The sequence below is a fragment of the Methylobacterium sp. D48H genome (assembly GCF_053345715.1).
This window is the reverse complement of the sequence record NZ_JBKFAP010000004.1, coordinates 39,592-58,489: the sequence shown is the minus strand read 5'-3', so window position 1 is coordinate 58,489 and position 18,898 is coordinate 39,592. Positions and strand designations below refer to the sequence as shown.

At 72.3% G+C, this 18,898-nt stretch carries 18 protein-coding genes and 1 pseudogene; 17 read left to right on the top strand and 2 right to left on the bottom strand.

The genetic code is table 11. The annotated features are described in order from the left end of the window. Positions 1–58: 58 nt before the first annotated feature. The 9 genes and pseudogenes from ACLBX8_RS10610 to ACLBX8_RS10570 all read left to right on the top strand — a co-directional run bounded on the left by ACLBX8_RS10610 (position 59) and on the right by ACLBX8_RS10570 (position 8,754). Positions 59–481 carry a response regulator transcription factor gene (locus tag ACLBX8_RS10610; protein WP_447699340.1) on the top strand — a complete coding sequence of 141 codons (423 nt, stop codon included), beginning with the start codon at positions 59–61 and terminating at the stop codon, positions 479–481. 249 nt (positions 482–730) lie between these two features. Continuing rightward, a pseudogene (puuE, locus tag ACLBX8_RS10605) lies at positions 731–1,861 on the top strand (allantoinase PuuE); the annotation flags it as partial. Positions 1,862–2,072: 211 nt separating this feature from the next. Further along, positions 2,073–3,569 (top strand): NCS1 family nucleobase:cation symporter-1, encoded by a 1,497-nt coding sequence (locus ACLBX8_RS10600; protein ID WP_020094451.1) that lies wholly within the window; start codon positions 2,073–2,075, stop codon positions 3,567–3,569. A gap of 178 nt (positions 3,570–3,747) precedes the next feature. Then, the gene (locus ACLBX8_RS10595; protein WP_447715071.1) at positions 3,748–4,485 is read left to right on the top strand and encodes an aspartate/glutamate racemase family protein; all 738 of its coding nucleotides are present in this window, start codon (positions 3,748–3,750) and stop codon (positions 4,483–4,485) included. Between the two features lie 100 nt (positions 4,486–4,585). Then, positions 4,586–5,953, top strand: a complete 1,368-nt coding sequence (locus tag ACLBX8_RS10590; RefSeq protein ID WP_447699342.1) for an MFS transporter — start codon at positions 4,586–4,588, stop codon at positions 5,951–5,953. A gap of 25 nt (positions 5,954–5,978) precedes the next feature. Continuing rightward, positions 5,979–6,533, top strand: a complete 555-nt coding sequence (gene uraH / locus ACLBX8_RS10585) for a hydroxyisourate hydrolase (RefSeq protein WP_447715070.1) — start codon at positions 5,979–5,981, stop codon at positions 6,531–6,533. 35 nt (positions 6,534–6,568) lie between these two features. Then, the gene (uraH, locus tag ACLBX8_RS10580) at positions 6,569–6,922 is read left to right on the top strand and encodes a hydroxyisourate hydrolase (RefSeq protein WP_447699344.1); all 354 of its coding nucleotides are present in this window, start codon (positions 6,569–6,571) and stop codon (positions 6,920–6,922) included. 5 nt (positions 6,923–6,927) lie between these two features. Then, complete coding sequence (gene uraD / locus ACLBX8_RS10575) at positions 6,928–7,440, top strand: 2-oxo-4-hydroxy-4-carboxy-5-ureidoimidazoline decarboxylase (protein ID WP_447699345.1); 513 nt, start codon at positions 6,928–6,930, stop codon at positions 7,438–7,440. Positions 7,441–7,533: 93 nt separating this feature from the next. Further along, positions 7,534–8,754, top strand: coding sequence for an FAD binding domain-containing protein (locus ACLBX8_RS10570; protein ID WP_447715069.1), 1,221 nt, complete (start codon positions 7,534–7,536; stop codon positions 8,752–8,754). Here the strand turns inward: ACLBX8_RS10570 and ACLBX8_RS10565 are convergent. Both ACLBX8_RS10565 and ACLBX8_RS10560 read right to left on the bottom strand, forming a co-directional pair. Beyond that, positions 8,751–9,179: a hypothetical protein gene (locus tag ACLBX8_RS10565; RefSeq protein WP_447715068.1), complete on the bottom strand. Its 429-nt coding sequence runs from the start codon at positions 9,177–9,179 to the stop codon at positions 8,751–8,753. The two genes, ACLBX8_RS10570 and ACLBX8_RS10565, sit on opposite strands and share 4 nt — an antisense overlap. A gap of 123 nt (positions 9,180–9,302) precedes the next feature. Continuing rightward, positions 9,303–9,959 (bottom strand): TetR/AcrR family transcriptional regulator, encoded by a 657-nt coding sequence (locus tag ACLBX8_RS10560; RefSeq protein ID WP_447715067.1) that lies wholly within the window; start codon positions 9,957–9,959, stop codon positions 9,303–9,305. A gap of 134 nt (positions 9,960–10,093) precedes the next feature. Between ACLBX8_RS10560 and ACLBX8_RS10555 the strand changes: the two genes are divergently transcribed. The 8 genes from ACLBX8_RS10555 (at position 10,094) to ACLBX8_RS10520 (ending at position 18,870) form a co-directional block, all read left to right on the top strand. Continuing rightward, positions 10,094–10,978, top strand: a complete 885-nt coding sequence (locus tag ACLBX8_RS10555) for an FAD binding domain-containing protein (RefSeq protein ID WP_447715066.1) — start codon at positions 10,094–10,096, stop codon at positions 10,976–10,978. After that, on the top strand, positions 10,968–11,507 hold the full coding sequence (locus ACLBX8_RS10550; RefSeq protein WP_091981651.1) for a (2Fe-2S)-binding protein: 540 nt from the start codon (positions 10,968–10,970) through the stop codon (positions 11,505–11,507). Before ACLBX8_RS10555 ends, ACLBX8_RS10550 begins: the two co-directional genes overlap by 11 nt. Then, the gene (locus ACLBX8_RS10545; protein ID WP_447715065.1) at positions 11,504–13,888 is read left to right on the top strand and encodes a xanthine dehydrogenase family protein molybdopterin-binding subunit; all 2,385 of its coding nucleotides are present in this window, start codon (positions 11,504–11,506) and stop codon (positions 13,886–13,888) included. The genes ACLBX8_RS10550 and ACLBX8_RS10545 overlap by 4 nt, the downstream gene beginning before the upstream one ends. Positions 13,889–14,093: 205 nt before the next feature. Further along, entirely contained in the window at positions 14,094–15,341 is a 1,248-nt protein-coding gene (locus ACLBX8_RS10540; RefSeq protein WP_447682227.1) for an ABC transporter substrate-binding protein, read from the top strand. A gap of 34 nt (positions 15,342–15,375) precedes the next feature. Then, a complete protein-coding gene (locus tag ACLBX8_RS10535; protein WP_447715064.1) occupies positions 15,376–16,275 on the top strand; it encodes a branched-chain amino acid ABC transporter permease in 900 nt (299 codons plus the stop codon). Continuing rightward, on the top strand, positions 16,272–17,312 hold the full coding sequence (locus ACLBX8_RS10530; protein ID WP_447715063.1) for a branched-chain amino acid ABC transporter permease: 1,041 nt from the start codon (positions 16,272–16,274) through the stop codon (positions 17,310–17,312). The genes ACLBX8_RS10535 and ACLBX8_RS10530 overlap by 4 nt, the downstream gene beginning before the upstream one ends. Beyond that, entirely contained in the window at positions 17,306–18,121 is an 816-nt protein-coding gene (locus ACLBX8_RS10525) for an ABC transporter ATP-binding protein (RefSeq protein WP_447699353.1), read from the top strand. The genes ACLBX8_RS10530 and ACLBX8_RS10525 overlap by 7 nt, the downstream gene beginning before the upstream one ends. After that, positions 18,118–18,870, top strand: coding sequence for an ABC transporter ATP-binding protein (locus ACLBX8_RS10520; RefSeq protein ID WP_100251662.1), 753 nt, complete (start codon positions 18,118–18,120; stop codon positions 18,868–18,870). Before ACLBX8_RS10525 ends, ACLBX8_RS10520 begins: the two co-directional genes overlap by 4 nt. Positions 18,871–18,898 lie beyond the last annotated feature (28 nt).

The window sequence follows — 18,898 nt, the reverse complement described above, 5'->3', positions numbered from 1 at the left end:
TCCCGGTCTTGAGGCAGGTCAAGGTCGGCCGCCGCGAACCGCCCCTAAGCTCGGCACCATGACCTCACTGGACGCCACGCTCCCGGCGAACGCCACGCTGCCCGCCGCGTCGAGCCTCATCTACGTCGTGGACGATGACCCGGCCATCCTGCACTCGACCCGCTTCCTCTTGGAGAGCGAGGGCCACCGGGTGGAGACCTTCGCCGACGGACGCGCGCTGCTGGCCGCCTTCCCCGGCCCGCACCCGACCTTCGTCCTGCTGGACCACGTCATGCCGGGGATGGACGGGCTCGCGGTGTGGGGCCGGCTGCGGGACCTCGCTGCCGGCGTGCCCGTGATCCTGATCACCGGCCACCCCGATCCGGGCATCCGGAGCCGCGCCCGCGCCGCCGGCATACCCCTGGTCGAGAAGCCGCTGGCGTTCGACGCCCTGATGGGCATGCTCGCCGCCGGCCCGATCCCCGCCAGCCGCGCCCGTTAGGGTCCGCGGTGCCCGCTCGGGACGACCGACCGTCGGCCCGCCGACGCGGCGGCGGGTGTGGTCGTCGACCGGGCACGGGCAGGCTCCGCCGGATCGACGACAGGCCGGTGGCGGTCCGCCCGACGGCGCTCCGACACTCAGATCAATGATCGCACCATCTAAACGTGCAACCTATCAATCAAGCTGAACAAGATATTGGACCAACGGTCGGCCGTGCGTCTATCTCGCGTCGGAACGAGGGATCACGCCATGTTCGACCTCGACCAGGACTATCCCCGCGACATGGTCGGATACGGCCGGCATCGACCGGACCCGGCCTGGCCCGGGGGCAAGCGCGTCGCCGTCCAGTGCGTCATCAACTACGAGGAGGGCGGCGAGAACTGCATCCTCCACGGTGACGCGGCGTCCGAGGCCTTCCTCTCCGAGATCGTCGGGGCCCTGCCCTGGCCGGGGAAGCGCCACGCCAACATGGAGTCGATCTACGAGTACGGCGCCCGCGCCGGCTTCTGGCGCCTCTGGCGCGCGTTCACGCGCCGCAACCTCCCGGTCACGGTCTTCGGCGTAGCCTCGGCGATGCAGCGCAACCCCGAGGCCGTCGCCGCGATGGTCGAGTCCGGCTGGGAGATCGCCAGCCACGGCCTGCGCTGGATCGACTACCGCGACCACAGCCCGGAGGCCGAGCGCGCCGACATCGACGCCGCCGTCGCGCTGCAGGCATCGCTGACGGGCAGCAGGCCCCTCGGCCTGTACCAGGGGCGCACCTCCGCGAACACGCTCGCCATCGGCGCCGCCGAGGGCGGATTCCTGTACCTCGCCGATTCCTACGCCGACGATCTGCCCTACTGGCTGCGGATCGGGGGGCGTCAGCAGCTCGTCGTCCCCTACACCCTCGACGCCAACGACATGCGGTTCGCCACCGCCCAGGGCTTCAACAACGGCGACCAGTTCTTCGGCTACCTCAAGGACACGTTCGACGTCCTGTACCGCGAGGGCGAGGCGGGACGGGGCGGCATCATGTCGGTGGGGCTGCACTGTCGCCTGGTCGGGCGTCCGGGGCGGATGGCCGCGCTGGAGCGGTTCCTCGACTACGTGGGCGATCACCCCGACGCCTGGGTGACCACGCGGCTGGACATCGCCCGTCACTGGATCGCGGCCCACCCGCCGCGCGGCGGCTACCGGCCGACCCGCATGGGCCGCGCCCTGTTCGGCGCGGTCTTCGGCCCGGTCTGCGCCGGGCTGGCCGACGCGTCGTCCGCGGCGGGCGTGGCGATGGCGGAGCGGGTCCACGCGGCCGGACTCCCCGCGGAGGCGGACGACCCGTCCGGCCTGGCCCGGCTCCTCGCGGAGGCCGCGGGCGCCCCGGCCGACGCGGGCAGCCTCCGGACCCGCCTCGCGGCGGTCGTCGCGGGATAGAAAAGTCGACGTCGCGACCGGGACTTGGAGGTCCGAACTCGGTCGTGATCTGTATTCAGGTCGTGTTTTCAGAACTCAGGAGACGGAGAGTTCCAGGTTTTGCATGGCGGTCCCAGCGGGTCGTCAGCGTCACGGAAAAAGCCCGGCAACAGGGCTGCGCCAGTCAGGGAGAAACGCCATGTACGCACAGGTTGAGGCCGCCGGCATCAGCACGGCCGTGTCGGACGAACGGGAAGCCGTCGTCATCAAGCCGAGCTACGATCCGGATCTCGTGAACAAGGATCTGGCCCCGCTGCGCAAGCAGACCTGGGGCACCTACAACATCTTCGCCTTCTGGATGTCTGACGTCCACAGCGTCGGCGGATACGTGACCGCCGGCTCCCTGTTCTCGCTGGGCCTCGTGAGCTGGCAGGTGCTGATCGCCCTGCTCGTCGGCATCGTGATCGTCCAGATCTTCTGCAACCTCGTCGCCAAGCCGAGCCAGCAGACCGGCACGCCCTATCCGGTGATCTGCCGCGCTTCCTTCGGGGTCAAGGGCGCCAACATCCCGGCGATCATCCGCGGGTTGATCGCGGTCGCGTGGTACGGCATCCAGACCTACCTCGCCTCGGCGGCGCTGACGGTGGTGGCGCTCCGCTTCTACCCCGAACTCGCCGTCTACGCCGACGTCAAGCAGTACGGCTTCGCCGGCCTGTCGGGTCTGGGCTGGGCCGCCTTCATGACGCTCTGGGTCCTGCAGGCGCTGGTCTTCTGGCGCGGCATGGAGGCGATCCGCGTGTTCATCGACTGGGCGGGGCCGGCGGTCTACGTGGTGATGATCGCGCTCGCCGCGTACCTCGTCGCCAAGGCCGGGATCGGCGAGATCGGGCTGACCCTGGGCACCGTGAAGTATACCGGCTGGGACGCCCTGCCGGTGATGATCAACGCCGTCGCCCTCGTGGTCTCCTACTTCTCCGGGCCGATGCTGAACTTCGGCGACTTCTCGCGCTACGGCGCGAGCTTCGAGGCGGTGAGGAAGGGTAACTTCTGGGGTCTCCCGGTGAACTTCCTCGGGTTCTCGCTCCTGACGGTCGTCACCGCCTCGGCGACGGTTCCGGTCTTCGGCCACCTGATCACCGACCCGGTGGAGACGGTGAGCCGCATCGACAGCACCTTCGCGGTCGTGCTCGGCGCCTTCACCTTCATGACCGCGACCATCGGGATCAACATCGTCGCGAACTTCGTCTCGCCCGCGTTCGACTTCTCGAACGTGTCGCCGCGGCGGATCTCGTGGCGCATGGGCGGGATGATCGCGGCCGTCGGCTCGATCTTCATCACGCCCTGGAACCTCTACAACAATCCCGCTGTGATCCACTACACGCTCGACGTCCTCGGCGCGTTCATCGGCCCGCTGTTCGGGATCCTGATCGCCGACTTCTACTTCGTGAAGAAGCAGAAGGTGGTCCTCGACGACCTCTACACGATGAGCCCCGCCGGGACGTACTGGTACAGTGGCGGATACAACCGCGCCGCGGTGACCGCCATGATCCCCTCGGCCCTCATCCCCGTGCTCTGCGTGATCCTGCCGGGCCTGGAGGGCGTGGCGAACTTCACGTGGTTCATCGGGTGCGCCCTGGGCTTCGCGATCTACACCGCCCTCATGCGCCGCCCCGCGGGCGCGGCCCGTCCTGCCTGAGGCCGTCCTGCCTGAGGCCGTCCGGATCTGGACCTGCCCCGGTCCGGATCGGAGACACGAACGGCCCGGCGGCGCGGCCTGACCCGCGCCGCCGGGCCCCCCGACCTCTCCATCCCCGGCCGGCTGCGTGCGGGCCTCTGCCCGGCCATCCGGCCGGCTCCCGCCACCCGAGGGCGCCATGCGGATCCTGCTGCTCAATCCGAACACCAGCACGTCTGTGACCGACCTCCTGGCCGGGCAGGTAGGGACGATGGCGGGCGCGACTGCGACCTTCGTCCCGGCCACGGCGCGGTTCGGCGCCGCCTACATCGCCAGCCGGGCGGCCCTGGCCATCGCCGGCCACGCCGCCCTCGACGCCTTCGCGGAGCACGGCCGGGACTGCGACGCGGTCTTCCTCGCCTGCTTCGGCGATCCCGGGCTGCTGGCCCTGCGCGAGGTCTCACCGGTCCCGGTGGTGGGGATGCTCGAAGCGTCGTGCCGCGAGGCCCAGCGGGTCGCCGGGCGCTACGCCATCGTGACCGGCGGGGCCCTGTGGAAGCCCATGCTCCGCGAGTGCGTCGCGAGCCTCGGCGTCGGTGACGGCCTCGCGGGCATCCGGACGATCGCGCGCACCGGCGGCGAGATCGCCAAGGACCCGGAGGCGGCGCTGTCCGACCTCGCGGCCGCCTGCCGGGCCTGCGCCGAGGAGGATCGCGCCGAGGCGGTGATCCTCGGCGGCGCCGCCCTGGTCGGCCTCGCGGCCCGCCTGCAGCCGCACGTGCCGGTCCCGGTCCTGTGCTCGGTCACGTCGGGGGTGAAGGCGGTCGTCGCCGCCGCGGCCGCGCCCTACCGGCGCCCGCCCGCCGTCGCCGCGGACAATGTCGGCCTCGGCCACGCCCTCGCGACGCTGCTCGCGCCGCGCGAAGCCATCGTCTGAGACGGGGCGGGCGGCCCGCCGGCGCGAGACTGGCAGCCGTCCTGCATCGCTCGGAATTCCAACGCCCTATTCCGGATGGGGCAACCCTGTGGGGCCAGCCATGACGATCCAGGCGCACCACGCGACCGACATGCCGGCCCTCGCGGCGCCCGCGCGCCTGGACGACGCCTACCGCCGGATCACGTGGCGGCTGCTGCCGTTCCTGATGGTCCTGTGGATCCTGTCCTGGATCGACCGGGTCAACATCGGCTTCGCCAAGCTGCAGATGCTGGCCGAGCTCCGGTTCAGCGAGACCGTCTACGGCATCGGCGCGGGGATCTTCTTCATCGGCTACTTCCTGTGCGAGGTGCCGAGCAACCTGCTGCTGGAGCATATCGGCGCCCGCAAGACGATCGCGCGGATCACCCTGCTGTGGGGGCTCTGCTGCGTGGCGATGATGTTCGTCACCACGCCGGCGTTCTTCTACGTCCTGCGCTTCCTGCTCGGCGTCTTCGAGGCCGGATTCTATCCCGGCGTCATCCTGTACCTGACCTACTGGTATCCGAGCGAGCGCCGGGCGAAGGTGTTCGGGCTGTTCATGTCCGCCTCGGCGCTGGCCGGCGTCATCGGGGGGCCGCTCGCGGGCGCGATCATGTCGGGGATGCACGGCGTCAACGGCTGGTCCGGCTGGCAGTGGGTGTTCCTGCTCGAGGGCATCCCGTCGATCCTGGCCGGGATCGTCACGCTGTTCTACCTCACGGACCGGCCCGCCAAGGCCGGCTGGCTGACGGCGGAGCAGAAGGCGCTGGTCGAGGCCGACCTCGCGCGCGACGCCGCGGCCCTCGGCCACCGCGAGCACCGCATCCTCGCCTCGCTGAAGGACGCGCGCGTCTGGCAGTGCATCGCGATCTTCTTCTGCATCGTCACGGCGAACTCGGCCCTGACCTTCTTCGGCCCGAGCGTGGTGCGCGACGCCGGCTTCACCGACCCGCTGACGGTCGGCTGGATCATGTCGGCCGCCTATCTCTGCGGCGGCGCCGGGATGATCCTCAACGGCCGCCACTCGGACCGGACCGGCGAGGCGCGGCTGCATTGCGGGGTCCCGGCCTTCGTCGGGGCACTGGCCATCGCGCTCACCGGCGTCTTCATCGCGGGCGCGCCGGTCCTCGCGCTGCTCATGCTCGGGGTGGCGATCGTCGGCACGATGAGCGCGATCCCGGTCTTCTGGCAGATCCCCGGCCGCTTCCTCGCCGGGTCGGCGGCCGCGGCCGGCATCGCGCTCATCAACTCGGTGGCCAATCTCGCGGGCTTCGGAGCGCCGGCGGCGATGGGTTACCTGCGCGAGCAGACCGGCTCGATCGCGACCGGCCTCTGGCTGGTCGCCGCCGTCGAGGCCGCGGCGCTCGTCCTGATCCTGGCCTTCGTCCCGCCGGCGACGCCGGAGATGGGTCGGCGCGCCCGGGCCCGCGCGGCGCACGAGCCGGCGTGAACCGCAGCACGAGAGGGAGGCTTTCTTGGAACACGGACCCGAACGACACGCTCTGACGCGGCGCGGCCTCGTCGCGACGGGGCTGGGCGCCGCGGCCGCGGTCTCCGCGGGCCCGGCGCTGGCGCAGGGCGCGCCCGCTCCGGCGGCGGCTCCGGCCGATGCTCCGGCCGGTGCCCCGACCAAGCCCGGCACGCTGAACACCGCGCCCGTGTCGCAGGCCGGCCTCTCGCCGCGGCTGACCCTGCACGCCATCGACAATTTCCACGGCACGCCCGGCGCCGGGATGGTCTGCGACCTCGCGATGCACGACGGCACCGGCTACCGGCCGATCCGGACGGTCACCACCGCGCCGAACGGCCGGACCGCCGAGCCGCTCCTGGTCGACGAGGCCTTCAAGGTGGGCCGCTACGAGCTGGTGCTGCACCTCGAGGCGTATTTCGCGAACCTGGGCGTGAAGCTCCCGACCCCGAACTTCCTCGGCCTCGTGCCGATCCGGTTCCGGATCCGCGACGCGAGCCAGCGCCACCACCTGCCGGTGCTGTTCACGCCCTGGGGCTATTCCTACTACCGCGGCAGCTGACCCGTCCGATCCCCGACGCGACAAGGAGACCCGGCATGGCGGGCATCACCACACACGTCCTCGACACCGATCGCGGCCGCCCCGTCGCGGGGGTCCGGATCGACTTCTCCGTCCTCGAGAACGGCCAGTGGCGGCTCGTGAAGAGCGTCGTCACCAACGCCGACGGCCGGACCGACGCGCCGATCCTCCCGGCCGACAAGGCCGAGACCGGCCAGTATCAGCTGGAATTCTTCGTCGACCCTTATTTCCTGGGCCGGGCCGGCACGGCGGAGGCCGACATCTTCATCGACAACCCGGTCGTGCGGTTCGCCGTCTTCGACGCCAAGCAGCATTACCACGTGCCGATGCTGTGCGCCCCGTCGAGCTTCACCACCTATCGCGGAAGCTGAGCGGCATGATCGACCTCGACCGCCTCAACGCCCTCGAGCGCGACGCCTTCGTCGCGTATCTCGGCGGCGTCTTCGAGCACGCGCCCTGGGTCGCCCGGGCCGCCCACGGCGCGGCGCCCTTCGCCGACCTCGCCGCTCTCCACGGGGCGATGATGGCGGCCGTGCGCGCGGCGCCGCCGGACGTGCGCCTGGCCTTCCTCAACGGCCATCCCGAACTCGCCGGTCCGGAAGCCCGGGCCCGGGCGATGACCGCCGATTCCGCGCAGGAGCAGGGCAGCGCCGGCCTCGACCGGCTGACGGAGGCGGACGCGGCGGCCTTCGACCGGCTGAACGCCGCCTACCGGCACCGGTTCGGCTTCCCGTTCATCGTCGCCGTGCGCGGCCGGGACCTGCGCGAGATCCGCGCGCTGTTCGAGGAGCGCCTCGCGCGCGCGGTCGCGGACGAGGAGGCGACGGCCCTGGAGGAGATCGGCGCGATCACCCGGATGCGGCTCGACCGGCTGGTGCGGCCGGTCTAGCGCGGCGCCCCGCGGCGATTTCGATCTTGGCCGGCCGGTCGGGCGCGTCCATGCTGGGCGCGGTCGGGACCGCTGTCCCGGTTCGAGGGCTGCATGAAGCGACTGGACGTGGCCGTCATCGGCGGCTCGATCGCCGGGCTGACCACGGCGTGCCTGCTCGCGCGGAGCGGCCACGCCGTCACGGTGTTCGAGCGGTCGGCGGCCGCGCTCACGGGCCGCGGGGCGGGGATCGTCACGCATCCCGGCCTCCGGGCGGTGCTGGCGCGCTGCGGTGCTCCGGCCGGGGCAGGCGAGCTCGGCGTCACCGTCGAGGGCCGCCGGGTCCTCGACCGGGACGGGACCGTGATCGCGGAGCGGAGCCTGCCGCAGGTGCTGGCGAGCTGGGGACGGCTCTACGGGCTGCTCCTGGACGCCGCGCCCCCGGACAGCGTCCGCTACGGCGCGGCGCTCGCCGCGGTCGAATCCGACGGCGCGCGCGTCGTCGCCTTCTTCGAGGACGGTCGCCGGATCTCCGCGGATCTCCTCGTCGGCGCCGACGGGCAGTTCTCGACGGTGCGGTCACGGTTCCTGAGCGGTGTCGCGCCGCGCTACGCCGGCTACGTGGCGTGGCGCGCCGTCGTCGACGCGGCGGCCCTCGCGCCGGCGACCCGGGAGGCGATCGGCGGCCATTTCGCGTTCTGCCTGCCTCCGGGCGAGCAGATCCTCGGCTATCCCGTGCCCGGGCGCGCGGACGAGGCCGCCGGGCTGTGCTTCAACGCGGTCTGGTACAGGCCGACCGAGGAGGCCGCGCTCGCCGCGATGCTGACCGATACCGGCGGCGTCCGCCACGCCCTCTCCATCCCGCCGGGCCGCATCAAGGCCGCGGTGCTGGAGTCGATGCGCGCCGACGCGGCGCGGATCCTCGCGCCGCCCTTCGCCGAGGTCATGCTGCGCGCCGAGCAGCCGTTCCTGCAGGCGATCCTGGACATCGAGACGCCGACCATGATCCCGGCGCGCGGCGTCGCGCTGATCGGCGACGCCGCCTTCGTGGCCCGGCCCCATGTCGGGATGGGCGTGACCAAGGCCATGGAGGACGCCGCCGCCCTCGCGGACGCCCTGGACGCGGCCGGCGCCGACGTGGACGCCGCGCTCACGGCCTTCGAGGCGCGCCGACGCGCCTACGGCGCGGCCGTCGTGGCGCGGGGACGCGATCTCGGCGCGTACCTGCAGGCGCAGCAGCGCGGCGCGGCCGAGCGGGCGGCGGCGGAGCGGTTCCGCAGCCCCGAGGCGGTGATGGCCGGGACGGCGGTCCCGCCCGATGTCCCCCGCGCTTAGGCCGCGCGGCGGGTCGCCTCCGCGCGCACGGCGGCCGGGAGCGCGAGGGGCGGGTTCGCGCTGTCCAGGAACTCGACGGTGGTGAAGATCAGCTCCGTGTCGCCGATATTGGCGAGGTCGTGGGTCATCGACTCGCCCGGCCCGAACGACAGGTGCTGGATGTCGCCCGCGCGGTAATCGACCTCCGCGACCCGCCCGTCGCCGTAATGCGAGCGGGCCCGCCCCGCCGTCACCGCGGTCCAGAAATAGTCGAGCACGTGCGTGTGGAAGCCGATCCGGGCGCCGGGCGCCAGGACGATGGTCCAGACCCGGGAGCGCTCATCCTCCGAGAGCAGCCGGGTGCCGACGCAGCCGTTGTCCCGCGCCGCCGCGTATTCCTGTGCCAAGTGGGGCGGCAGCGCCGCCGGTTCCGTTCCCTGGGTCATGGCGTTCCTCCGGCCCGCGAGGCTAACGCAGTTCCCGCGAAAGTCATCGCCGCGGCCGCCCGCTCCGGTGACGCGGGCGGGCCGGACCGGCGCCTCCCGTGATCCGGGGATCCCGGGACGGCCCTACAGCGCGTCGGACGACCGCGCCGCCGTCACCACCTGGCGGTGGGTGGCGAGCAGCCCCGGAAGCGCGGCGTCGAGCATGGCGGCCCGGACCGCGTCGCGGTCCGCCGTGCCGTCCATGCCGTAGACCCGCGAGCGCAGGCCGACGTAGACCAGCGCGCCGTGGATGCCGAACAGGAGCTCGAACTCGTCCGCGGCGAGCGGCTGAACCTCCGGGTCCGGCAGGTTCGACTCGGCGCGCATCCCGGCGAGCAGCGGCGCGAAGATGCGCGCGCGGACCATGCCGAGGTAGCGGCTCGGCAGATCGAACCCCTTGAGGCCGGCCGACACGAAGATCCGCAGCCACGCGTAGTCGTCGATCCGGCGCTGGTAGTCGATCTCGAAGCGCCGGAAGCGCTCGAGGACGGGGAGCGCGGTGTCGCGCACCGTCGCCTCCCAGCCGGGATCCCAGCGCCTGAGATAGACCTCCTCGTAGATGCGCTCGATCAGCGCCGCCTTGGTCGGGAAGTAGCGGAACAGCAGCGGCTGCGTGATGCCCAGCCGGCGGGCGAGCTCCCGGGTGTGCCCGTCGAGGCCGACCTCGGCGAAGTAGGCGACCGCGCCCTCGACGATCTGGCGCTCGCGGGCCTCCGGCGTCAGCCGCCGGCCGGTCGGCACGCGACCGTCACTGTCCGCCGGCCTGCTTGACGCCATCTCGGTTTCGCCTTCTATTGAGCGAACGATCAATAAGGGCCTCCAGCCTGTCCCATCGGGGCGGTCATGGGCAAGCCCATCGGGAGGAGGACCAGGGCTTGAAGGCGCCCGACTTCGCCTACGCGCGTCCGGCCTCGCTCGACGCGGCGCTGGCCCTGCTCGCCGAGCACGGGGAGGACGCCGTTCCGCTGGCGGGCGGCCAGAGCCTCGTCACGGCCCTCAACATGCGGCTCTCGGCGCCCGGCCTGCTGGTCGACCTCAACGCGATCCCCGAACTCACCGGCGTCTCGGAGGCCGGCGGCGAGGCCGGCAGCACTGTGCGGATCGGCGCGATGACGCGTCACCGCGACGTCGGGACCGCGGCACTCGTGCGCGAGCGCCTGCCGCTGCTCGCCGCCGCCCTGCCGCACATCGCCCATCCGGCGATCCGCAACCGCGGCACGATCGGCGGCTCGGTGGCGCTGGCCGACCCGGCCACCGAGTGGCCCGCCTGCTGCCTCGCCGCCGGCGCCTCGATCGTGGTGCGCGGCCCCGGGGCCGAGCGGCGCGTCCCGGCGGACAATTTCTTCCAGGGCCTCTACACGACGGCCCTGGAGCCCGGCGAGATCGTCACGGCGATCGAGTTCCCGGTTCCGGGGGCCGACGCGGTCTGGGGCTTCGAGGAACTGTCGCGCCGCCACGGCGACTACGCCCTCGTCGGCCTCGCGGCGACCGGGCGGCGAGGCGAAGGCGGCCTGTCGGACCTGCGCCTCGCCTTCTTCGGCGTCGCCGACCGGCCGGTGCTCGCCCGCGCCGCCGCGGCGGCCCTGGAGGCCGGCGACCTCGCGGGCGCCCAGGCGGCGCTCGCCGGTGAGCTCGACCCGCCGGACGACCCGACGACCAAGGCCGCGACGCGGCTCCACCTCGCCCGCGTGATCCTCGGCCGCGTGGCGGCGAGGATGCGCGGCGGCAGCGCGCAGGAGGGCGGTCCCGATGGCGTCTGAGAGCCCCGACCGCGCGCACGCGGTCGCCTTCACGCTGAACGGCGAGGCCGTGCGGGCGCATGTCCCCGCCCGGATGCATCTCGGCGACCTGCTGCGCCAGTCCTTCGGCCTCACCGGCGTGCATCTCGGCTGCGAGCACGGCGTCTGCGGCGCCTGCACGATCCTGGTCGACGGCCGGGCGGTGCGGTCCTGCCTGATGCTCGGCGTCCAGGCCGACGGCGCGACCGTCGAGACCGTGGAGGGCCTGACCGAGAGCGGGCGCATCCGCGACCTGCAGGACGCCTTCCACGCCCGCAACGCCCTGCAATGCGGCTACTGTACCCCCGGCATGCTGGTGACGGCCGCCGAGCTCCTGGACGACGCGGACGCGGCCACCTCGCGCGAGGCGATCCGCGCGGCGATCGCGGGCAATTACTGCCGCTGCACCGGCTACCACGCCATCGTCGACGCCATCGCGTCGACCGCCGAGGCGCGCGGGCAAGGCCGCCGGGATGCCGGCAGGGATGCCGGCCTGGAGGCCGCCGAATGAGCGCGGATCCGGGCGGCCTCACCTTCCTCGACCGGCCGAACAGCTATATCGGCCGCTCCGTCCCGCGGCCGAACGCGCGGCGCCTGCTCGAGGGACGGGGCGTCTACGTGGACGACGTGGCCGTCGCCCGCCTCGGCCACGTCGCCTTCCTGCGCAGCCCCCACGCCCACGCCCGCATCGTCGCCCTGGACACCGCGGACGCCAAAACGATGCCCGGCGTGATCGCCGTGGTGACGGGGCCCGAACTGGCGGCCGTGTGCACGCCGTGGGTCGGCGTGCTCGGCCACTTCAAGGGCCTGCGCTCGGCGCCCCAGCACGCCCTGGCCCTCGACCGGGTGACCTGGGTCGGCGAGCCGTTCTGCGCGGTCGTCGCGCACGGCCGGGCCGAGGCCGAGGACGCGCTCGCGGCGATCACGGTCGAGTTCGACCCGCTCCCCGCCGTCGTCGACATGGAGACGGCGCTCGATCCCGCGACGCCCGCGATCCACGCCGAGCTCGGCGACAACCTCGCCTTCGAGCGCGTCCTCGACGTCGGCGACGTCGACGCGGCCTTCCGCGACGCGGCCCTGGTGGTCGAGGAGACCTTCCAGTTCGGCCGGCACACGGGCGTGTGCCTGGAGCCGCGGGCGATCCTGGCCGACTGGACGGCGGCGGACGGGATGCTCACCGTCCACCACTCCTTCCAGGCGCCGCACATGATGCAGGACATCCTGTGCAAGCACCTCGCCCTCCCCGAGGGGGCGGTGCGGGTGATCTGCAAGGATGTCGGCGGGTCCTTCGGGATCAAGGTCCACATCTACCCCGACGAGATGGCGACCTGCGCGCTGGCGCTGATGCTCAAGCGCCCGGTCAAGTTCGTCGCCGACCGACTGGAGAGCTTCCAGAGCGACATCCATGCCCGCGACCACCGGGTCACCGCCCGGATGGCCTTCTCGGCCGAGGGCGACATCCTCGCCCTCGACATGGACGACCTCACGGGCATCGGGCCCTACTCGGTCTACCCGCGCACCAGCGCGGTCGAGGCCAACCAAGTCGTCAACCTGACCGGCGGCCCCTACCGGCACCGGCACTACCGGGCCCGGGCCCGGGTCGTGCTCCAGAACAAGGCGCCGACCTGCCAGTACCGGGCGGTGGGCCACCCGATCGCCACGATGGTGGCCGAGGGGCTCGTCGATCTCGGCGCCGCCCGGCTCGGCCTCGATCCTTTGGCCGTGCGCGAGCGCAACGTCATCCCGGACGACGCCTATCCCTGCGCGGGCGTCTCGGGAATCAAGCTGGAGAAGCTGTCCCACCAAGCGGCGCTCGCCAAGCTCAAGGCGATGATGGACTACGACGGCCTCCGGGCCGAGCAGGCGGACCTGCGCCGGCGGGGGATCCACCGGGGCATCGGGCTCGCGGCCTTCATCGAGATCACCAACCCGTCGGCGGCCTTCTACGGGGTCGGCGGCGCGCGCATCTCCTCCCAGGACGGCTGCACGATCCGGCTCGATCCGCAGGGGGGTGTCGTCGCGTCGGTCAGCGTCACCGAGCAGGGCCAGGGCACCGAGGGCATCATCGCGCAGATCGTGGCCACCGCCACGGGCGTGCCGATGGACAAGGTCCGGGTGATCTCCGGCGACACGCAGGCGACCCCCTACGGCGGCGGGACCTGGGCCTCGCGCGGGGCCGGCATCGGCGGCGAGGCCGCGTGGCAGGCCGGCAAGGCGCTGCGCGGCAACGTCCTGGCGGTGGCGGGCGCGATCCTGCAGGCCGATCCGAAAAGCCTCGACGTCCGCGACGGCGCCGTGGTGGACGCAGGCACCGGGACCGAGCGCATGCCGCTCGCGGAGCTCGGCCGCATCGTCTACTTCCGCCCCGACACGCTGCCGCCGGGGGTGCAGCCCGAATTCGTGGCGACCCGGCACTACGTGCCCAAGGACTACCCCTTCGCCTTCACCAACGGCGTGCAGGCCTCCTACGTCGAGGTCGACACCGAGACGGGCTTCGTGCGGCTGCTCAAGCACTGGTGCGTCGAGGATTGCGGCACCGTGCTCAACCCGCTCCTCGTCGACGAGCAGATCCGCGGCGGCATCGTCCAGGGGATCGGCGGGGCCCTGTTCGAGCACTGCCTCTACGACGGCGAGGGGCAGCTGCTGAACGGGTCGATGGCCGACTACCTCGTGCCGATGGCCGGCGAGATGCCCGATATCGACGTCGCCCACGTGGTCTCGGCCACCGCGTCGTCCGAGATCGGCGCCAAGGGCGCGGGCGAGGCCGGCACCGCCGGCGCGCCGGCGGCGGTCGTCAACGCCATCAACGACGCGCTCGCGCCGCTGAACGCCCGTGTCGCGCGCCAGCCGGTGACGCCCGAGGTCGTGCTGGAGGCGCTGGGACTGATCTGAAACCGGCTGCGGGCTTCCCGTCTTTGCGAGCGCAGCGAAGCAACCCAGGGCAGCGGGACGCTGCCGAACGTGGCGGATCCCTGGATCGCTTCGCTGCGCTCGCGAGGACGGATGACCCTTTCGGGTCAGGACACATCGACCATCACGGGGCACGGTCCGCCGAAGAGACCGGTCCCGACGAGGAAACGCCGACGGAGGGACGGGAATGGGAACGGGCTTCGACAGGCGCCGGCTGCTCCAGGGCAGCGCCGCCGCATCCGCGCTGGCGCTCGCCGCCCCGGCGCTCCTGCGCTCCGCGATCGCGCAAGGCGGTTCGACCGGAGGCCCGATCCGGATCGGCTTCCCGGTGCCGCTCACCGGCGCCTTCGGGGCCGAGGCGAACGACCAGGTCCGCGCCGCCCAGCTCGCCGTCAAGGCGTTCAACGAGGCCGGCGGCTTCCAGGGCCGCACGGCCGAGCTCCTCGTGCGCGACGACAAGCTCAACCCCGGCGAGGCGGCGACCCGGACCCTCGAGCTGATCGAGAAGGACAAGGTCAACTTCCTGGTCGGCGGCCTCTCGGCGGCCGTGACCCTGTCGATCAACAACGTCGCCCGCGAGCGCGGCGTCATCTACAACTCGATCAGCCAGTCCGACGCGATCAACGAGGCCAAGGATTTCGGCCGCACGACCTTCCACGAGGCCCTGAACCCGCACATGACCGCGGGCGCGGTCGGCCGCTACGTCTTCCCGAAATCGGGCAAGCGCGTCGCCTTCCTCAGCGCCGACTACGCGTACGGCCACGAGATGATGCGCGGCTTCAAGCGCGCCGGCGAGGCCTCGGGCATCGAGGTCGTGGCCGACATCCGCCACCCGATCGGCGCCTCCGACTACTCGGCCTTCCTGCCCCGGATCGCCGCGCTCAAGCCCGACGTGCTCTGCCTGTGCAATTTCGGCCGGGACCAGGTCGTCTCGATCCAGCAGGCGACCGAGTTCGGCCTGAAGCGCTCGACCAAGCTCGTCGCGCCGGTCCTGCTCTTCACCGCCCGCAAGGCCGGCGGCGACGCCTTCGACGGCGTGATCGGCGGCACCTCCTACTACTGGCGCCTGGAGGACAGCGTGCCCTCCGCCAAGGCGTTCAACGACCGGTTCCGCGCCGCCTACAACGGCGCCGTGCCGTCGGATTACGGAGCGCTGGGCTATGCCGGCGTCCGCTCGGTGCTGGAGGGCGTGAAGGCCGCCGGGTCGGTCGAGACCGACAAGGTCGTGGCCGCCATGGAGGCCCTGAAGGCCGACTTCTACAAGGGGCCGCAGAGCTTCCGGAAATGCGACCACCAGTCGGTGCAGTCGGTCCTGATCGTCGAGGCGAAATCGAAGGACATGAAGACTCCGGACGACGTCTTCACGATCCTCGGCACGGAGGGGCCCGACGAGCGCTTCCTGCGCGGCTGCGACGAACTCGGGCACAAGGCGTGAGGCGCTCCGTGCGGACCCGCGGGAGGGCGCGGCCTTGAGCGCCATCACGATCGGCGGCTTCCCCCTCGATCTCCTCGCCCTCCAGCTCGTGACCGGCATCGCGCTGGGAGCGATCTACGTGCTCGTCGGCATCGGCCTGTCGCTGATCTTCGGGCTGATGAACGTCGTCAACTTCGCCCACGGCGCGTTCTTCATGGTCGGCGCCTATGTCGGCGTCTTCCTGTACGGCTACACCGGCAGCTTCTGGCTCAGTCTCGTCGCGGCGCCGCTGGCGATGGGGCTCCTCGGGCTCGCCGTGGAGCGCGCGCTCGTGCGCCCCCTCTACGGGCGCGGCATCGACGACCCGCTGCTCCTCACCTTCGGCCTGTCGTACGTGATGGTCGAGAGCGTGCGCATCGCCTTCGGGCTGACGGGCCTGCCCTTCGGCGCGCCGCCCGAGCTGCGCGGCGCGGTCGACATCGGCATCGGCTACTTCCCCCTCTACCGCCTGTTCCTGATCGGGTTCGCGCTGGCGGTGGTGGGCGCCCTGTGGCTGTTCATCGAGCGCACGCCCTTCGGCCTCGTGATCCGGGCCGGCGCCCGCGACCCGCAGATCGTGCAGGTGCTCGGCATCGAGATCACCAAGGTCTGGCTCGCGGTCTTCGCCCTGGGCTGCGCGCTCGCCGGGCTCGCCGGCATCCTCGCCGCGCCGCTGCAGGGCGTCACGCCCGAGATGGGGGTCCCGGTGCTCGCCGAGGCCTTCGTGGTCACGGTGGTGGGCGGCATGGGCTCGCTGGCCGGGGCCGTGCTCGCCGGGCTGATCGTCGGGATCGTGGTGGCGATGACGTCGCTCGTCGCCCCCGACATGACCAAGATGGCGATCTTCGCCCTCATGGCCCTGGTGCTGCTCGTGCGGCCCCGGGGCCTCCTCGGCCGGGCCGGAGCCCTCGGATGAGCGCCCGCGCCCCCTCCCCCGCCGTCACGAAGGGCGGCGCCCTTCCGGCTACCTTGCCGGCGGCCCGGCCGGGCTCCGGCCGGACCGGGCGCCGGCTGGCGTGGTGCGGCCGGCACCGCGTCGCCCTGACGCTCGCCTTCCTCCTCGTGTTCCCCTGGATCGCGCCCTACCAGGCCCTCGCCGTGAACATCCTGGTGCTCGGGCTCTACGCCCTCGGGTTCAACCTGCTGTTCGGCTATACCGGGCTCCTGTCCTTCGGCCACGCCGCCTTCCTGGGCGGCGGCGCCTACGGCTGCGGCATCGCCATCGTCCATTACGGGCTGCACCCGGCCCTGGCCCTCGTCGCCGGCACGCTGCTCGCGACACTCATCGCCGCCGTCATGGGCGTGCTGGCGATCCGCACCCGCGGCATCTACTTCGCGATGACGACCCTGGCGCTGTCGATGTGCGTCTACTACGCCTTCTACCAGGCGGAGGCCTTCACCGGCGGCGAGAACGGTCTGCGCGGCATCAACGTGCCGACGCTGACCCTGCCGGGCTTCAGCCTCAACCTCCTCGACCCGGTGGTGAAGTACTACGTCGCGCTGGCGGTGGTCGGCGTCGCGGTCTGGCTGTTCTCGCGCCTCCTGTCGTCGCCCTTCGGGGCCGCCCTCGAGGCGATCCGCGAGAACGAGGGCCGGGCGCAGGCCTGCGGCTACGACGTGCGCCGCATGAAGCTCGCGGCCTTCGTGATCTCCGGGGCCCTGTGCGGCCTCGCGGGCGGTCTCCAGGCGATCCACCTCTCGATCGTGCCGATCGAGACGATGCACTATTCGACCTCCGGCCAGGCCGTGATGATGGCGCTGCTCGGCGGAATGGGGACCTTCTTCGGGCCCTTCGTCGGCGCCGCGACCTTCGCGCTCCTGCAGGACGGGCTCGCCACCGTGACGAGCCACTGGCAGCTCTTCGTCGGCGCCGTCTTCATCGCCTTCGTGCTGTTCCTGCCGCTCGGCATCTGGGGCGAGGTGCTGGCGCGCCTGAGGAGGGCCGGATGGTGAGCGCCGCCCCGGTCGCCGCGCCGGCCAAGGCGCCGAGTACGGCGCCGCCGATCCTCGCCACGGAGGGGCTCGGCAAGCGGTTCGGGCATTTCCGCGCCCTGTCGGACGTGACGGTCGCGTTCCCGGAGGGCGGCATCACGGCGATCATCGGGCCGAACGGGGCGGGCAAGTCGACCTTCTTCAACCTGATCTCGGGCGCCTTCCCGCCGAGCGAGGGCCGCGTGCTGTTCCGCGGGCGCGACATCACCGGGGCGGCCCCGCACGCCTTCGCCCGGATGGGCATCGCCAAGTCGTTCCAGATCACCAACGTCTTCCCGCACCTCACGGTGCGCGAGAACGTGCGGGTGGCCGCCCAGGCCCGGCGGGTCCGCTTCGCGTTCTTCCGGGACCGCGCGGCCTATCCCGAGCTGGCGGAGCGGGCCGAGGAACTCCTCGGCGAGGTCGGGCTCGGCGCCCGGATGGACCGCCTCGCGCGCGAACTCGCCCACGGCGAGCAGCGGGCCCTGGAGATCGCGGTGGCGCTGGCCGCCGAGCCGAGCCTCCTCCTCCTCGACGAGCCGACCGCCGGGATGAGCCCCGAGGAGACGCGCGAGATGATGGACCTCGTGCAGCGCCTCGCCGAGACCCGGACGCTGATCCTCGTCGAGCACAAGATGAAGCTCGTCATGGGCCTGTGCCGGCGCCTCGTCGTCCTCCACCAGGGCCAGCTCCTGGCCGAGGGCAGCCCCGACGACATCCGGGCGCATCCGGAGGTGCGCCGCGTCTACCTGGGCAACACGGCGGGCAAGATCACGGGCACGACCGCATGAGCGCCGCCGTCACGCAGCCGCTCCTGGCGGTCGAGGACCTGCGGGCGTGGTACGGCCACTCCCACATCCTGCAGGGCCTCTCGCTGGAGGTGCGCCCCGGCGAGATCGTCACGCTGGTCGGCCGCAACGGCGCCGGCAAGACCACCACGCTGAAGGCGATCATGGGCCTCGTGGCGAAGCGCGAGGGGCGCGTGACCTTCGCGGGCGCCGACATCCTCCACCGGCCGCCCCACGAGCGCTTCCACCAGGGCCTCGCCTACGTGCCGGAGGAGCGGCGCATCGTGCCGGGGCTGACCGTGGAGGAGAACCTGCGCCTCGGCATCCTGGCCGCCAGGGGGGCAGGACGGGGCGCGCGCGCGACGCGCCGCGACGAGGCGCGGCGGATCGAGGTCATCGCCGAGACCTTCCCGCGGCTGAAGCAGCGCCTGAAGCAGGAGGCGGTCACGATGTCGGGTGGCGAGCAGCAGATGCTCGCCATCGCCCGGGCGCTCATGGCCGAGCCCGTGATGGTGCTCCTCGACGAGCCCTCGGAGGGGATCATGCCGATCCTGGTCGAGGAGATGTTCGCGCAGTTCGTCGCGATGAAGCGGGCCGGCACCACGATCCTGCTCGTGGAGCAGAACGTCGAGCTCGCCCTCGACGTGTCCGACCGCGTCTACATCGTCGACGGCGGCGCCGTCGTCTACCACGCCCCCGCGGCCGCGCTGCGGGACGATCCCGAGATCCAGGCGCGCTACTGCGCGGTCTGAGCGCCCGCACCGGCCGGTGGGCGGCGCA

Excerpts from the sequence above, each read along its gene's own strand:
- ACLBX8_RS10590 (WP_447699342.1), top strand. The coding sequence starts at position 4,586 with ATGACGATCCAGGCGCACCACGCGACCGACATGCCGGCCCTCGCGGCG.
- ACLBX8_RS10540 (WP_447682227.1), top strand. The coding sequence starts at position 14,094 with ATGGGAACGGGCTTCGACAGGCGCCGGCTGCTCCAGGGCAGCGCCGCC.
- ACLBX8_RS10600 (WP_020094451.1), top strand. The coding sequence starts at position 2,073 with ATGTACGCACAGGTTGAGGCCGCCGGCATCAGCACGGCCGTGTCGGAC.
- ACLBX8_RS10545 (WP_447715065.1), top strand. The coding sequence starts at position 11,504 with ATGAGCGCGGATCCGGGCGGCCTCACCTTCCTCGACCGGCCGAACAGC.
- uraH (WP_447699344.1), top strand. The coding sequence starts at position 6,569 with ATGGCGGGCATCACCACACACGTCCTCGACACCGATCGCGGCCGCCCC.
- ACLBX8_RS10550 (WP_091981651.1), top strand. The coding sequence starts at position 10,968 with ATGGCGTCTGAGAGCCCCGACCGCGCGCACGCGGTCGCCTTCACGCTG.
- ACLBX8_RS10565 (WP_447715068.1), bottom strand. The coding sequence starts at position 9,179 with ATGACCCAGGGAACGGAACCGGCGGCGCTGCCGCCCCACTTGGCACAG.
- ACLBX8_RS10570 (WP_447715069.1), top strand. The coding sequence starts at position 7,534 with ATGAAGCGACTGGACGTGGCCGTCATCGGCGGCTCGATCGCCGGGCTG.
- ACLBX8_RS10525 (WP_447699353.1), top strand. The coding sequence starts at position 17,306 with ATGGTGAGCGCCGCCCCGGTCGCCGCGCCGGCCAAGGCGCCGAGTACG.
- ACLBX8_RS10610 (WP_447699340.1), top strand. The coding sequence starts at position 59 with ATGACCTCACTGGACGCCACGCTCCCGGCGAACGCCACGCTGCCCGCC.
- ACLBX8_RS10520 (WP_100251662.1), top strand. The coding sequence starts at position 18,118 with ATGAGCGCCGCCGTCACGCAGCCGCTCCTGGCGGTCGAGGACCTGCGG.
- ACLBX8_RS10595 (WP_447715071.1), top strand. The coding sequence starts at position 3,748 with ATGCGGATCCTGCTGCTCAATCCGAACACCAGCACGTCTGTGACCGAC.
- uraD (WP_447699345.1), top strand. The coding sequence starts at position 6,928 with ATGATCGACCTCGACCGCCTCAACGCCCTCGAGCGCGACGCCTTCGTC.
- ACLBX8_RS10530 (WP_447715063.1), top strand. The coding sequence starts at position 16,272 with ATGAGCGCCCGCGCCCCCTCCCCCGCCGTCACGAAGGGCGGCGCCCTT.